Raw genomic sequence first — 14,759 nt, 5'->3', positions numbered from 1 at the left:
GGCCTTTCTTCTCGGGGAACCGATGCGTCCGGGGCTACCGGCCGGGGATCTGCACGATCTCCAGCGGCATCACGTCGCGCCGGACGAAGCCCATCCGCTCGTACAGCGCACAGGCGGGATTGTCGACGGTGGTGTGCAGGAACGGGAGGTCGCCGCGCTCCCGGACCCCGGCGACCACCGCGCCGATCAGTCGGCGGGCGAGCCGGCGGCCCCGCGCCTCCGGGTGCGTGCACACGGCGCTGATCTCGGTCCAACCGTCCGGTTTGGCGCGTTCGCCTGCCATGGCGAGGAGTCTGCCGGTGTCCGGGTCGCGGTAGCCGAGGTAGGCGCCCAGTTCGATGGTGCGCGGCGCGAACGGACCGGGCCGGGTGAGCTCGATCAGGGCGGTCATCTCCGGGACGTCGTCCGGGGTGAGCTCGACCAGCTCCGGATCGGCGGCCGGGGCCACGTCCTCACCGGTGTAGAGCACCAGTTCGTAGGTCGCGAGCAGTGGCCAGCCGTCGGGGAGGGGGGTGGTGCGGTCGCGCAGTCCGACGGTGCCGCCGGGGCCGGCGAGCGCCGCGAGATCGGCGTAGGCCTCGTCGGTGAGCACCGCGGGGTGCGCGAAGAACACCGAGACGTCCGGCTGATAGGCGATCGCCGTGCCGTGCGCGCGGGCGAACCCGCGGTGCCGCCCGCGCAGCGCGGAACCGAACGGATCGTCGAGCACCGAGAACAGCGGTTCGCTCACTCGGCGACCCCGAGCTTGGTGCGGAAGAAGTCGAGCACCCGGTCCAGGGTGTCGCGGGTGGGCTGACCCGGTTCGTCGATCAGGTGCTCGGTGAGCACCGAATGCGGCGGGATCAACGCCTCCGGAGCGGCCGCCGAATCGGGCAGGTCGACGCCGAGGAACGCGTCGCCGAGCTGTTCGCGGAGGAACTCGAAACGTGAGCTCGGCACCATCATGTCGCCCTCGAAACGGGCGCCCATCACCTGCAGACCCTTCGCGCAGCGGACCTTGACCTTCGCCAGGTCGTCGGGGCTGATGTCGATGTTCCGGCGGCGGCCCGGCGAGATCCCGAACGGCAGCGACGGCTGGGACAGGACGGGGGCGAGCATGCGGTCGTCGACGGCCATCGCCAGCGCGAAACCGCCGGAGACGCACATGCCGACCGCGCCGACGCCCGGTCCGCCGCACTCGTCGTGGGCCTTGGCGGCGAGCGCCCGGAGCCAGACGACCACCGGCGAGCTCTGCCCGGTCGCGAAGACGGTGAACTCGCGGGAGACGCAGACCTTGGTGAGCGACCTGACCATCGTCGCGCCGACGCGCGGGAGATCGGTGACGCCGTCGGGTGCGGGCGAGGCGCCGTCGGTGCCGAACAGCGACGGCAGGTAGACGGTGAGGCCCACGGCGGCGACCCGCCGCGCGAACTCGATCACCTTCGGCGTGATGCCCGGGATCTCCTCGATCACGACCACGGCCGGTCCGCTGCCGAGCCGGTAGTAGCGGTGCGTGATGCCGTCGTGGGTGAATTCGTCGACGGCGAAGTCGTCGAGCAGTGCGGTCACGAGGCGTTCCCGGCCACGCGGCCGAACAGGACGCCCTCGAACGGGCGGCCGACGAACTTGGCCGGGCCGACCACGTCGGGGGAGTCCGACGGCAGGATACGCGGACCGGCGATGCGCAGTCGTCGACCGCCGCGGACCAGGGTGAACTCCCCGGCGGCGAGCACGTTCTTGACCCAGTCGCTGTCGGCGCCGTAGACCAGCGGGATCGACAGCCGGCCGCCGGACACCCACGCCAGCACCGGTGCGGAATACGGGGTGCCGGATCTGCGACCGACGTGCTCCACCACGGCCCACGGGGCCAGCCGCGGAGCCCAGAGGCTCTGGATCGGGTTGGTGACGTACTTGTTCATGCGGGCGACGACGCGGGGAACTCTCACCGGTCCATTCTGGCACCTCGGTCGCCGTCGATCACGGGTGCTCGCCGGGCCGGACACCGCGGTCGGGGCCGGCCGACTCAGGGCGGGGCGATGCAGTCGGGGGCGATTCAGGGTGAGGCGATCAGGGCGACCTCGTCGTCGGAGACCAGCAGCGCCCGGTCGTCGGGCAGGAAGACGAGGTCGAACCGGTCGGCGTAGGTCTCCCGGACCCGGTCGATCAGTTCGGGCGGGAAGATCTCGATCTTCCCGTCGGCGTGCGGGACGATCGACGTGGCGACGAACCCGAGACCGCGGTGGTCGGTGAGCTCGGGCGCGGTGGTCGGATCGTCCATCAGCGACACCGGTTCGATGCTGGCGCCGGCGATCACCGCACCGGCGGAGAGCCCGACGTAGGGCAGGCCGTCACGGACCTTCGCCACGAGCACGTCGGCGAGCCCGTTCCGGCGGAGGTGGTCCATCAGCACGAACGTCTCGCCGCCGCAGACGTACAGCGCGTCGAGCGAGTCGAGGACCCGGGCGAACTCGGCGGCGGTGGGGACGTCCCGGGCGGTGATCGTCGTCGGCCGGTATCCCAGGTCGCGCAGCCGGTAGGGCTCGATCGAGGCGAACTCCTCCTCGGAGAACGGGAGCACCGCGTCGTTCAGGAATCCGAGTCGGACGTCGGCGGGTGCCTTCCCGGTGTGCTTCGCGAGGAACTCGGGGAGGGCGCCCGCGCCCCAGGAGAGAAGAAGGAGGTTCACGACGACGAGGCTAGTCGCACGCCTCGGGCACGGCCCGATGCCGTTGTGCGCCTTCGGCGGAACGCAGGGCGGGTGGCACGGGGTGCCGGAGCCATGCGCCATACTGGCACCCATGGCCGTGAGCGATCAGACCCACGACGACCCGGCGGACCTGCGGCGGCGCGTCGTCGTCGAATCGATCCGGTTGTTCGCCGAGCAGGGGTACGACGCGACGACCGTCGACGACGTCGCCGCGGCCGCCGGGAGCTCGCGCCGCACCCTGTTCCGGCAGTTCGGCTCCAAGGAGGGCCTGATCTTCGCCGACCACGAATCCCTCCTGGACCTGGTCGCCGCGCATCTCGATGCCGCGGCGGAGGCCGACCTGGACCCGTGGCAGGCCGTCGCGGCGGGCGCGGGCCTGGTCTTCGCGCACTTCTGGTCCGACCGGGAGTTCGCCGAGCGGCGCTACCTGGTGGTCTCGCAGGTCCGGACCCTGCGCGATCGAGAACTGGTGATGTCGTCGCGCTATCAGCGGCTCTTCGAGGACTATCTGCGCCGGGTCCGGCCGGAGATACCGCGCACCCGGATCGTCGCGTACGCCGCCGCCGTCACCGGGGTGCACAACTATCTGCTGCGCCGGATGAGCCGCGGCGACTCCGGCGTCACCGCACAGACGCTCGCCGACGAGCTGGCGCGGCTCGCCGCCTTCGCCGACTCCTGAACAGCGCCGCCCGAACGCCGCTGTCTGAACGACGCCGCCCGAACGGCACGACTCCGCGGTCGGCCGTTGCGAGATATCGGCGTACGAGGGCATATCTCCCTCGTGGCCCGCCATTTCGCAACGGCCGACCATCGGGTCGTCGGCACCCGAGCCGCGGAGGCTTCGACTCGCGCCGCTCATGTCGTTCGCGGCGCGGCTCAGCCGTCGGACGGGGCGCCGCGCAGCGCGGGCGACCGGGAGGCGCCGGGGGCGGAGAGGTGCGAGGGAGGCACGGGGGAGAGGGAGACGCGGGGAGGCGGGATCGACGGCGAGGTCGGGAACGGGCTCTTTCTCCGCTGAGTTTTCCCAAGACGTTGACCCGTCGTCGTCGAACGTGGTGAACTTGGTGCGGCCCAAGTGTGGCACTGCGTGCCAAGAGGAGATGACAATGGCTTTCGGCAACCCCGATTTCGACCTGTTCCAGCTGCCCGAGGAGCATCAGGCTCTGCGCGAGGCGATCCGCGATCTGTCCGAGAAGGCGATCGCCCCGCACGCCAAGGACGTGGACGAGAACGCCCGCTTCCCGGAGGAGGCCCGCGAGGCCCTCGTCGCCAGCGGCTTCAACGCCATCCACGTCCCCGAGCAGTTCGACGGCCAGGGCGGCGACTCGATCGCGGCCTGCATCGTGATCGAGGAGGTCGCGCGCGTCGACGTGTCGGCGTCGCTGATCCCCGCCGTCAACAAGCTCGGCACCATGGGCCTGATCCTGTCCGGCGACGACGCCCTCAAGCAGAAGGTGCTGCCGTCGATCGCCTCCGGCGAGGCGATGGCGTCGTACGCCCTCTCCGAGCGCGAGGCCGGCTCCGACGCCGGTTCGATGAAGACCCGCGCCCGCAAGGACGGCAACACCTGGGTGATCAACGGCTCCAAGTGCTGGATCACCAACGGCGGCCGGTCCACCTGGTACACCGTGATGGCCGTGACCGACCCCGACAAGGGCGCCAACGGCATCTCCGCGTTCATGGTCCACAAGGACGACCCCGGCTTCACCGTCGGCCCGCTGGAGCACAAGCTCGGCATCAAGGGCAGCCCCACCGCGGAGCTGTACTTCGAGAACTGCACCATCCCCGACGACCGCATCATCGGCGACGAGGGCACCGGCTTCAAGACCGCGCTGGCCACCCTCGACCACACCCGTCCCACCATCGGCGCGCAGGCCGTCGGCGTGGCCCAGGGTGCGCTCGACGCCGCGATCGCCTACGTCAAGGACCGCAAGCAGTTCGGTAAGACGATCAGCTCGTTCCAGGGCGTCGAGTTCATGATCGCCGACATGGCGATGAAGGTGGAGGCCGCGCGCCTGATGGTCTACACCGCCGCCGCCCGCGCCGAGCGCGGCGAGACCGGCCTGGGCTTCATCAGCGCCGCCTCCAAGTGCTTCGCCTCGGATGTGGCCATGGAGGTCACCACCGACGCCGTCCAGCTGTTCGGCGGCGCCGGCTACACCACCGACTTCCCGGTCGAGCGCATGATGCGCGACGCCAAGATCACCCAGATCTACGAGGGCACCAACCAGATCCAGCGTCTGGTCATGGCGCGTCAGCTCCTGCGCTGATCCGCGGGCTCGGCACGAGCCCGGACACCGCCGAGACCGGCCTCGCACTCACCCGAGTGCGAGGCCGGTCTTCTCGGTCTCGGCGATCGATGCGAGGTCGGCGCCGGCGGCGGGGTCGACCCAGACCAGCGCGGCACCGGCGGTCAGCGGAGCCAGCAGATGGGCGACGACGCCGTCGGCGGTGCCCCACGGCCGCGACGACAGCACCCGCATGCCGGGCGTGATGCCGTCGGCCTGCGCCGCCGCCCGCGCGGCGGCGAGCACCTCGTCGACGGAACGGTCGCCGAGCGCCGCGGGACCGGCGCCGCCGGGGGAGAACCGGTCGCCGTGCGGGCGCACCGTGTCGCCGAAGTCGTTCGCGAACGCGGGCAGCCCGGGGACCCGCCCGCCGAACGGATCCAGCGGCACGACGACGAGCTCCTCCGCGTCCGGATGCCGGTCGATGCCGTCGAGCGTGGTGAACACGACCCGGGCGTCCGGGTCCGGCGACGCGCCGCCGGGTGCGTCCGGCAGGTCGACGCGCAACCCCGCCCACCAGGCGCCGAGCAGCACCGCGGCGCTCTGCCAGTGCTCCGGCAGGTCGACGACGACGCCGTCGCCGGGGAACAGCCCGGCCTCGTCGCGCAGATAGTTGCCGATCTTGGCGGCCCAGTTCTCCAGCGTCGCCGCGGACAGGCCGATGCGCTGCCGCTCGCCGTAGTAGGTGAGCAGCGGGCGCGCCGGATCGCCGACCGCGCCGAGGACGGTGCCGGTGATCGTCGTGCCGCTCATGCCTGCAAGCGCTTCAGCGCGGCGTCGACCTCGGCGGGGGCGGGCGCGTGACCGGCGATCATCGTCGAGGTGACCGATTCCAGCGACCGGACCGCGGTCTCGGCGCGGTCGAGGAACTGCTGCTTCTGCTCGACGCGGAGGAGTGCGGACGCGATCAGCCGACGGTCCAGCTCGCCCGCCGCGAGCTCCAGCTGCACCCGCGTGTCGAGGTATGCGACGTCGACGTCGGGGGAACCGCGGAGTGCGGCGAGGGACTCCCGCATCCGGCGATGCAGGCGGGCTTCGGGGTCGTGCCCGCGCGCCCACGACTCCGGGACGCCGCTCGTGTCGTGACCCGGATAGAGCTCGAGCAGAGCGGCATCGCCGGACCGCACCTTCCGGCTGTTTCGGGCGAGCGCCACCAGCCAGCCGACGGCGGCGAGCACCACCAGCACGACGAGCACGACGATGAGGAACTTCATGGTTTCGGTCAGCCTCCGACCATTCGAACGAGGAGCCAGGCCGCCGCGATCGCGGCGAGGACGCCGATCACCGCGGCGACGATCTTGACGACACTGTACGGGCGCTGGCCCTGCACCTCGCCGGTGACGCCGTTGATGTACACCTGGAACGGCTTGCCGGCGTAGACCACGGTCAACAGCCACAGCGGGATCAGCAGATAGCGGAAGTCGAGCGGGTCGAAGATGGAGTCGACGCGGTGGACGCGCTGCTCGTCGCCGCCGATGTCCCGGCGCACCCGCGCGTCGATCGTCGGATCGATCTCCTCCCGCCGCGCCAGCGCGAAGGTCTCCTCGGGCCCGCGGTCGTAGGTGTTCGACAGGTGCCCGGCGAGATACTCGGTGGTGAACGGCCGGGTCTGCTCCAGCGGCCACGGTTTGAGCGCCTCGACCCGCCCGCCGTCGAGGTTCGAGTTCGCCAGCGCCGGGACGTCCCGGAACGCGCTGTGGACGCGCCCGCGGACCGGAGTCCAGTCAATGCGGGTCTCGGTCCGCTCGTTCTCACCGGAGCCGACGGTCACGGTGTAGCGGCGGCCGCGTTCGCCGACGTAATCGCTCACCGCGTCGGTGGTGTACGAGAAGTACGACATGTACACGCTGCTCAGCGCGCCCACCTCGCGGTACTTCTTGAACTCGGTCGGGGCGAACCAGCGCGAGTCGATCCACGCGTCCACCTGCGCGTGCGCCAGCTCGCCGGAGACCGCGAAGGGCAGCACGCCGTCGACCTTCAGCCGGTCGGGGGCGTCGTGGATGTCGGTGCGCTGGATCGGGGTCGCGCAGAACGGGCATTTGGTGGCGGTGAGGGTGCCGGTGAAGGTGGTGGTCCCGCCGCAGTTCTGGCAGGTGATCTCGTAGACGGCGTCGGCGAGCGAGGCCGCGCCCAGCAGGCCGCGCATCCGTGGATCGCGCCGGCATGTCGCAGCAGGCTGTGGCTCGCCACCTCCCGGTCGGGGGCCTGTTCGACGGGCCGGGTGAAGCCGCAGCTCCCGCAGAGCAGCGCCCCGGTGGCCGGATCGAAGGCCAGATTGGCGCCGCACTGCAGGCACGGATAGGTCTGCACCATGGTTCGTCGTCCGGGTCAGGACTGCGGCATGGGCGGCGGGCCCTGCGGCGGCAGCGGCGGCGGAACGTCGAACAGCGCCGCCAGTTCCGGGACCCGACCGGCCGGGGTCCAGCCGGCCATGCCCTGCGTCCACACCACCGTCTGCGCGGTGAGCCGGCCGGCGGCGACCATGGACTGCAGCTGCGGCATCGCGAACGGGCCGGCGGCCTGGCCGCCCTGGTCGACGTGGTACTGCACGGCCGTCGGCATCGGGGGCGGGGCGACGGGCTGCGGAGGCTGCTGCGCCTGCGGGCCGGCGACCATGCCGCCCATCTGCTGCCCCATCGCCATGCCCATCCCGGCGCCGAGGAAGTCGCCGACCGACGAGCCGCCCGGGTTCTGGGCGCCGGCGACCATCGCATCGCCCAGCCTGCCCTGCTGGTAGCGCTGCATGTCGGTCACCTGATCGAGGAAGCCCTGCTCCTCGACGCCGCGTGCCACGCCGCGGGTGATCGCGTCGGTGATCTCCTGGGGCAGCGTCACGTTGAGCATGATCGACTGGACCTTGAGACCGTATTCGCGCATGCGCGGATCGGCGAAGTCCTTCAACTGCTCGGAGAGCTCCACCTGGCGACCCTGCAGATCGAGCACGCCGAGGCCGGTCTGCAACACCATGTCCGAGAACGCGAGGGTGATGGTCCGGCGGACCAGTTCCTGCACCTCGTCGAGATCGACGTTGCTGTCGGTGCCGATCACCTCGCGGAGGAAGACCGCGGCGTCGTCCACCCGGATCACGCACATGCCGTTCGCGCGGACCTGGACCATCTTGAAGTCGGGGTCGCGGATGGTGACCGGGTTGGCCGTGCCCCAGCGGAGCTCGGTGACCGGGCGGGTGTTGAGGAAGTACACCTCGCTGCGGAACGGGCTGTTGAAGCCGTGCTTCCAGCCCTGCAGGGTGGAGAGGACCGGGAGGTTCTCACTGGTGAGCCGGTAGTGGCCGGGCCCGAACTCGTCGGCCAGCTGACCGCGGTAGACGAAGACGGCCCGCTGGCCCTCCCGCACGATCAGCTCGGCGCCGTTCTTGATCTCGTTGTGGTAGCGCGGGAAGCGCCACGCCAGGGTGGTGCGCGAGTCGTCGAGCCACTCGATGATGTCGACGAGCTGGCTGGTGAACTTCTTGAACACCATTGGTTCCCCCTGATGGTTCGCGGACCGGACCGAACGTGATCCCCACTATATCCACGTGCGCCGGGAGGCTCAGTTGACGCAGACCGGGCCGTCGGTGTCGGCGCGGATCGCCGGCGCCGCCTTCACCTCGCTCTTCTTGGCCGACGTCGACGACGACGTGTCGTTCGCGTTCTCGCCCTGGCTGCCGGTGTTCCAGATCGCGCCCAGGCCGGAGTAGGTGTTGGTGAGCACGGCCCGCAGCTTGTCACCGGGCAGCGACGAGTCCTCGCGGATCTCGATGCCGCCGCCGAGATCGGTCACCAGCTGCTTGGCGGCGTCGCTGTCCTTGTTGCGGGCGAAGACGATCGAGTCGAACTCGTTCATCGGCCGCGACGAGGTCTCGCCCTCCTGGTAGCCCTTGGCGGTGAGCAGACCGGACACGTTGGCTGCCAGGCCGTCGACGGTGCCCGCGTTCACGACGTCGACGGTGATCGCGCCGCGTCCGTCGGAGTCAGTCGACTTGATGCCGAGCTGACGTGCGACGAAGGTGCGCACCTGCTTCGGATCCACCTCGACGACGCTCTGCGTGCCGTCGTCGCTCCACCCCTGGTCGGTGACCACCGGGATGGTGGTGAACTTGACGTCGCCGCCGCTGAGGTCCTTGAGCTGCTCGGCGAGCTTGAGGACGTCCCAGCCGTCGTCGATCACGACCGACCGCGAGACGGCGTTCTCCAATTCGTTGAGCTTGGTGGGGTCGGTGAGGGTCTGGGTGGAGAGGATCTTCTGGGCGAGCGAGGCCATGAAGACCTGCTGGCGGGTGATGCGGTCGAGGTCGCCGCGCGGCAGACCGTGGCGCTGCCGGACGAAGCTGAGGGCCTGGCCGCCGTCGAGGTTCTGGCGGCCGGCTTGCGGAAGTCGGCGCCGGACAACGGCTCGCGGACCCGCTCGTTCAGGCACACCTCCACCCCGCCGACGGCGTCGGTGAGCAGCGCGAATCCGAGGAGACCGACCTCGGCGTAATGGTCGACGGTCACGCCGGTGAGGTCGGCGACCGACCCGATCAGCGCCTTGCGTCCCGCCTTGGTGCCCTCCTCGGCGGCCTTCGTCTCGTCGACGCCGGCCTCCACCCGGGTCCGGCGCACGCTCTCCCGGGTGGCGCCGTAGGCGGCGTTGATCTTGCTCTTGCCGATGCCCGGCACCTCCACGTACGAGTCGCGGGGGATGGAGATCGCGGTGGCCGCGGAGCCGTCGCTCGGGATGCGGACCAGCAGGATGGTGTCGGTGGAGGTGGTCACCTCGTCGCCGACGCGCAGCCACTTGAGCTCCTCCGGGGTGAGGGGATCGCCCTTGGCGTCCTGCCGCGAGTCGGTGCCGACCAGCAGGATGTCCAGGGCGCCGTCGGAGCCGCCGCCCAGCCCGAGGCCGCCGAGCAGGGTGACGCTCGAGTTGAGGTTCGACGACCTTGTTCCAGCCGATCCCGGTCCCCACCAGCACGACGACGGCGAGCAGTGCGGCCAGCAGCCGGCCGATCGGCAGCAGATCCCGGAGGCCGCCGTGGCGGGTGCGCCGGAAGGCGCCGCGGTCGCCGGTCGCGGGGCGCGGGGCGCGGGCGCCGCGGGGACGCCGGTCGCGGGGCGGGACGACCGCGGCGGCGTCGTGCTCCCGGCGCCGGGGGCGCGCGTGGATCTCGGCGGACGTGGCGCGCTTCCCGCCGCGCTCGCGGGTGGAGACGGGGGTGCTGCGCGGGGTCCGGGCCGGTTTCGGCCGCCGGGCGACGGCGCCGTCGGCGGCCTCGTCCGTGGCACGGGGCCGGCGGGGACGACGCCGCTGGCCGCCGGAGGCGGACTCGGCCCGCGATCCGGTCGGCCGACCCCGGCCATCTCGACGCTGTTCCACCCCGCGCGATCCCTTCGATTCGGTCGTCCGGTACCCGCGCCGCGCGTGAGGACGCGCACCGAAACGGCGCAGACGTGACAAGTGTGTTTCCACATTAGATGGTCGCGGCGCACCGTACCTCGCGCGCAACGCCGCGGATGCCGGAAAGTGATCCGATCGTCGACGGTCCGCCCCGCTGTACGCGCCGTGGGCCGCTGCGGCACCATGGAGCCATGTCGCAGCGCACCGTTCACCTCGTGGGCGCGGCGGGGCAGCTCGGGACCGCGCTGCAGTCCGTCGCCCCGGCCGACGTCCGTCTGCGGTGTCACCGCTCACGCGAGATGGATCTGACCGACTCCGACTCGGTGGAGGCGGGCCTGGCCGACCTGCGGGCCGGCGACGTGGTGCTGAACGCGGCGGCCTACACCGCCGTCGACGACGCCGAGACCGACTGGAAGGGCGCCTACGCCCTCAACGCCGCCGGTCCGGCGCGTCTGGCCGCGCTCACCGCGGCGGCCGGGGCGCGGCTGATCCAGATCTCCACCGACTACGTGTTCGCGGTCGACGGGACGCACACCGAGCCGCTCGAACCCGACGACCTCGACCAGGCGACGCAGCCGACGTCGGTGTACGGGGCCAGCAAGCTCGCCGGGGAGCGGGCCGCCCTCGCCGCGGATCCGGCGACGACGGTGGTGCGGACCTCCTGGGTCTACACCGGCGGCGCCGGGTCGCCCGACTTCGTGGGCACCATGCGGCGGCTGGAGGCGAGCAGGCCGGAGATCTCCGTCGTCGACGATCAGCGGGGCTCGCCGACCTATGCGCGCGACCTCGCGGCGGGTCTGTGGGAGCTGGTCGAACGGGTCGGGGCCGGGTCCGGGACACCCGGGGACGATCCGACGGCGGGCGCGGTGCTGCACGCCACCGGCGGCGGCAGCGCCACCTGGTACCAGCTGGCCTGCGCCGTCTTCGCCGGCGTCGGGGCCGATCCGGCCCGCGTCCGGCCGTGCACCACCGCCGACTTCCCGCGGCCGGCGCCGCGGCCCGCGTTCTCGGTGCTGTCGCCGCGGTCGTGGACGGCGGCGGGTCTGACACCGCTGCGCGACTGGCGGGCGGCGCTGACCGACGCGCTCGCGGCGGACCCGGCGACGGACGCGGCCGGCATCGTGTCCTGAATCTCTCTCCGGCGGTTTTCCCGGCGGCATGTCCTAGGCTGTCCGGGTGACTTCCGAGCGCAACGACGCGATCGCGGTGGTGACCGTGACCTACTCGTCCGGTGACTATCTGAAGAACTTTCTGCGGACCCTGCCCGCCGCCACCTCCCGCGAGGTGCGGGTGGTGATCGCCGACAACGGCAGCGACGACGGCGCCCCGGAGCAGGCGGCGGCCGAGCACGACCACGTCACGCTGGTCCACACCGGCGGCAACCTGGGATACGGCGGCGGCATGAACCGCGGCATCGCCGAGGTGGATCCGTCGATCGAGTTCCTCGTGATCGCCAACCCCGACATCGAGTGGTCGCCCGGCTGCCTCGACGAGCTGCTCGCCGCGGCGGAGCGCTGGCCGCGCGCCGGGGCGCTGGGGCCGCTGATCGCCGAGCCCGACGGCACCGTCTACCCGTCGGCCCGCCGCGTCCCCGACCTCACGCACGGCACCGGCCACGCGGTCCTCGGCTCGATCTGGAAGAACAACCCGTGGACCGTCGCCTACCGCAACGAGGACGCCGCGCTCACCGAACGTCCCGTCGGCTGGCTCTCCGGCTCGTGCCTGCTGGTCCGCCGGACCGCCTTCGAGAGCATCGACGGCTTCGACACCCGGTACTTCATGTTCATGGAGGACGTCGACCTCGGCGACCGGCTGGCGAAGGCGGGCTGGCTGAACGTCTTCGTCCCCACCGCGAAGGCCGTGCACGCCAAGAGCCACTCGGTGTCCAGGCACCCCGAGAAGATGATTCCGGCGCACCACGACAGCGCCTACCGCTTCCTCGCCGACCGGCACACCGGTCCGGCCTGGGCGCCGGTCCGCTGGGCGCTGAAGGCCGGGCTGGCCGTGCGTTCGGCGATCTCCGTCGCCGCCGCACAGCGCGAACTGCGTGCGGCTCAGCAGAATCCCGTCAACGAAGAGGTGTCCCGTGGCTCCTGACGTCCAAGCCCTGATCCTGGTGGGCGGCAAAGGCACGCGCCTGCGCCCGCTCACCCTGTCGGCGCCCAAACCGATGCTCCCGACGGCCGGTCAGCCGTTCCTGACGCACCTGATCTCGCGTATCCGCGATGCGGGCGTCACCGACATCGTGCTCGGGACGTCGTTCAAGGCCGAGACCTTCGCCGAGTACTACGGCGACGGCTCCGACCTGGGCGTGCAGCTGACCTACGTCACCGAGACCGAGCCGCTCGGCACCGGCGGCGGCATCCGCAACGTCTACGACGTCCTCACCGCCGACACCGTGCTGGTGTTCAACGGCGACGTCCTCGGCGGCACCGACGTCCGCGAGGTGCTGGCCACGCACCGCGAATCCGGCGCCGAGGTGACCCTGCACCTGGTCCGGGTGGGCGATCCGCGCGCCTTCGGCTGCGTGCCCACCGACGCCGACGGTCGCGTCACCGCGTTCCTGGAGAAGACCCAGGATCCGCCGACCAACCAGATCAACGCCGGTACCTACGTGTTCAACCGCGACGTGATCGGCGAGATCCCGGCCGGCCGGCCGGTGTCGGTGGAGCGCGAGGTGTTCCCGCGCCTGCTCTCGGAGAAGCGGCACGTCCAGGGGCACGTCGACAGCGCGTACTGGCGCGACATGGGCACCCCGGAGGACTTCGTCCGCGGCTCGGCCGACCTGGTGCGGGGGATCGCGCCGTCGCCCGCGCTGGGCGGCGCCCGCGGCGAGGCGCTGGTCAAGGAGGACGCCCAGGTCGCCGCCGGCGCGGTGCTGATCGGCGGCACCGTGGTGGGCGCCGGTGCGCAGATCGGCGCGGGTGCCCGGCTCGACGGCGCGGTGATCTTCGACGGCGCCGTGATCGAGGCCGGCGCGGTGGTCGAACGCAGCATCGTCGGCTTCCGGGCCCGGCTCGGCAGCAACTCGCTGGTCCGCGACACGGTCATCGGCGACGACGCGCACATCGGCGCGCGCTGCGAACTGCTGCGCGGCGCCCGGGTGTGGCCCGGCGTCCGGATCCCCGAGAACGGGGTGCGCTTCTCCACCGACGTGTGAGGGAGCGACGTGTGAGGCTGCGTGCGGAGGTCCCACGCCGCGGAGCGGGTCGGTTCTACTCCGGGGGGCGGGCCTTCGCCGCGGCCAGCAGGCCCGAGCCGACGGGGATCACCGCGGGGATGAGTCGATCGTCGTCGGCGATCACCTGGGCGGCCTCGCGGGCGGCCAGCGTCCGCGGATCGGTGGCCTTCCGGTCGGCGATGGTGCCGTCGGCGGAGGCGTTGTTCAACACCACCACGCCGCCCGCGCGCAGCATGCGGATCGCCTCGCCGACGAAGTCGGGGTAGCTTCAGCAGCTCCCCGTCGATGAACACGACGTCGTACGAGTCGTCGGCCAGCCGGGTCAGCACGTCGGCGGGCGCACCGGTGATCAACCGCGTGCGGCTGGGGGAGATGCCCGCGTCGGCGAACGCCAGCCGGGCGGCCGCGTGGTGCTCGGGTTCGGGGTCGATCGTGGTGAGCACGCCGCCGACGGGCATGCCGGCCAGCAGCCACAGCCCGCTCACGCCGACTCCGGTGCCGATCTCCACCACGTGCTGTGCGTCGGCGATCCGGGTCAGCAGCGAGAGCAGGGCTCCGGCGGCGGGGGAGACGGTGGACGCGCCGAGCTCCTCGGCACGGGCCCGGGCCGCCTGCAGGGCATCGTCCTCCATGATCGCGGCATCGGCGTACGCGGCCAGCGCGGCCGCCGAACGCGACCGGCTTCCGGAGTTGTCCTTCATGCAGACGAGGGTGCCACGGTCGGTCTCCGCGCGTGACATCGGCACACCGGATCGGACACGACTCGCATCCTCAGCAAACACTCAGCCGGGTAACAGCGGTACCACAAGGGCATGGGAGAGGCTGTGATTCGTCAGGGTTGGGAACAGCGGCGACGTGTCGGGCGTCGGACCCACCAGCCTACGGAAAGGGGTCGAGCAGACCGGTGAAGGAACCTCAGCAGAACGACGCCGTCCCGTCGCCGTTCGCGGGAACCGCAGGGTTCGACGCGACGGGGGACCGGACGTTGATGCCGTCGTGGGAGGAGCTGGTCGCCGAGCACGCCGACCGCGTCTATCGCCTCGCCTACCGGCTCTCCGGCAACCAGCACGACGCCGAGGACCTCACCCAGGAGACGTTCATCCGGGTGTTCCGCTCGCTCAACGACTACAAGCCCGGCACCTTCGAGGGCTGGCTGCACCGCATCACCACGAGGTGCTGTTCGGATTCTATCGTGTTTCCCATGAACCTTAGCAATAGTAACTGAACG

Annotated in this window: 14 protein-coding genes and 4 pseudogenes; 6 read left to right on the top strand and 12 right to left on the bottom strand. The window is 71.5% G+C overall.

The window, feature by feature from the left end:
* Positions 1-34 precede the first annotated feature (34 nt).
* From QM809_RS17640 to QM809_RS17625, 4 genes are all read right to left on the bottom strand, one after another.
* Complete coding sequence (locus QM809_RS17640; protein WP_415047163.1) at positions 35-730, bottom strand: GNAT family N-acetyltransferase; 696 nt, start codon at positions 728-730, stop codon at positions 35-37.
* Positions 727-1,548, bottom strand: coding sequence for a dienelactone hydrolase family protein (locus QM809_RS17635; RefSeq protein WP_415047162.1), 822 nt, complete (start codon positions 1,546-1,548; stop codon positions 727-729). Before QM809_RS17635 ends, QM809_RS17640 begins: the two co-directional genes overlap by 4 nt.
* Positions 1,545-1,925 (bottom strand): nitroreductase family deazaflavin-dependent oxidoreductase, encoded by a 381-nt coding sequence (locus QM809_RS17630; RefSeq protein WP_415047161.1) that lies wholly within the window; start codon positions 1,923-1,925, stop codon positions 1,545-1,547. Before QM809_RS17630 ends, QM809_RS17635 begins: the two co-directional genes overlap by 4 nt.
* Positions 1,926-2,032: 107 nt before the next feature.
* Positions 2,033-2,665 carry a Type 1 glutamine amidotransferase-like domain-containing protein gene (locus QM809_RS17625; protein ID WP_415047160.1) on the bottom strand — a complete coding sequence of 211 codons (633 nt, stop codon included), beginning with the start codon at positions 2,663-2,665 and terminating at the stop codon, positions 2,033-2,035.
* Between the two features lie 112 nt (positions 2,666-2,777).
* Here QM809_RS17625 and QM809_RS17620 point away from each other — a divergent pair, with 112 nt between their 5' ends.
* Complete coding sequence (locus QM809_RS17620) at positions 2,778-3,365, top strand: TetR/AcrR family transcriptional regulator (RefSeq protein ID WP_415047159.1); 588 nt, start codon at positions 2,778-2,780, stop codon at positions 3,363-3,365.
* A gap of 427 nt (positions 3,366-3,792) precedes the next feature.
* A complete protein-coding gene (locus QM809_RS17615) occupies positions 3,793-4,956 on the top strand; it encodes an acyl-CoA dehydrogenase (protein WP_415047158.1) in 1,164 nt (387 codons plus the stop codon).
* Positions 4,957-5,004: 48 nt separating this feature from the next.
* Here the strand turns inward: QM809_RS17615 and QM809_RS17610 are convergent, their stop codons facing one another.
* The 7 genes and pseudogenes from QM809_RS17610 to QM809_RS17580 all read right to left on the bottom strand — a co-directional run.
* A complete protein-coding gene (locus QM809_RS17610) occupies positions 5,005-5,727 on the bottom strand; it encodes a TIGR03089 family protein (protein ID WP_415047157.1) in 723 nt (240 codons plus the stop codon).
* On the bottom strand, positions 5,724-6,188 hold the full coding sequence (locus QM809_RS17605) for a hypothetical protein (protein ID WP_415047156.1): 465 nt from the start codon (positions 6,186-6,188) through the stop codon (positions 5,724-5,726). Before QM809_RS17605 ends, QM809_RS17610 begins: the two co-directional genes overlap by 4 nt.
* Before the next feature lie 8 nt (positions 6,189-6,196).
* Entirely contained in the window at positions 6,197-7,120 is a 924-nt protein-coding gene (locus QM809_RS17600) for a hypothetical protein (RefSeq protein WP_415047155.1), read from the bottom strand.
* 182 nt (positions 7,121-7,302) lie between these two features.
* A complete protein-coding gene (locus QM809_RS17595; protein WP_415047154.1) occupies positions 7,303-8,454 on the bottom strand; it encodes an SPFH domain-containing protein in 1,152 nt (383 codons plus the stop codon).
* A 69-nt stretch (positions 8,455-8,523) separates the two neighbouring features.
* Positions 8,524-9,234 (bottom strand): LytR C-terminal domain-containing protein, encoded by a 711-nt coding sequence (locus QM809_RS17590; RefSeq protein WP_415047449.1) that lies wholly within the window; start codon positions 9,232-9,234, stop codon positions 8,524-8,526.
* A 33-nt stretch (positions 9,235-9,267) separates the two neighbouring features.
* A pseudogene (locus QM809_RS17585) lies at positions 9,268-9,390 on the bottom strand (hypothetical protein); the annotation flags it as partial.
* Positions 9,391-9,404: 14 nt separating this feature from the next.
* Positions 9,405-10,313 (bottom strand): annotated as a pseudogene (locus QM809_RS17580) (LCP family protein); the annotation flags it as partial.
* 228 nt (positions 10,314-10,541) lie between these two features.
* Between QM809_RS17580 and rfbD the strand changes: the two are divergent.
* Genes rfbD through QM809_RS17565 form a run of 3 tightly spaced genes read left to right on the top strand, consistent with a single transcriptional unit; the run spans position 10,542 to position 13,510 of the window.
* Complete coding sequence (gene rfbD, locus QM809_RS17575) at positions 10,542-11,480, top strand: dTDP-4-dehydrorhamnose reductase (protein ID WP_415047153.1); 939 nt, start codon at positions 10,542-10,544, stop codon at positions 11,478-11,480.
* Positions 11,481-11,526: 46 nt separating this feature from the next.
* Positions 11,527-12,447, top strand: coding sequence for a glycosyltransferase family 2 protein (locus tag QM809_RS17570; protein ID WP_415047152.1), 921 nt, complete (start codon positions 11,527-11,529; stop codon positions 12,445-12,447).
* Entirely contained in the window at positions 12,437-13,510 is a 1,074-nt protein-coding gene (locus tag QM809_RS17565; protein ID WP_415047151.1) for a sugar phosphate nucleotidyltransferase, read from the top strand. Before QM809_RS17570 ends, QM809_RS17565 begins: the two co-directional genes overlap by 11 nt.
* A gap of 55 nt (positions 13,511-13,565) precedes the next feature.
* Here QM809_RS17565 and QM809_RS17560 read toward each other — a convergent pair.
* Positions 13,566-14,232: pseudogene (locus tag QM809_RS17560) on the bottom strand (O-methyltransferase).
* 203 nt (positions 14,233-14,435) lie between these two features.
* Here QM809_RS17560 and QM809_RS17555 point away from each other — a divergent pair.
* A pseudogene (locus tag QM809_RS17555) lies at positions 14,436-14,723 on the top strand (sigma factor); the annotation flags it as partial.
* Positions 14,724-14,759 lie beyond the last annotated feature (36 nt).

The sequence above is a fragment of the Gordonia sp. (in: high G+C Gram-positive bacteria) genome, from assembly GCF_047600385.1.
Taxonomy (GTDB): domain Bacteria; phylum Actinomycetota; class Actinomycetes; order Mycobacteriales; family Mycobacteriaceae; genus Gordonia.
Note: the sequence above shows the minus strand (reverse complement) of the source record. Positions and strands in the feature narration are given on the sequence as shown.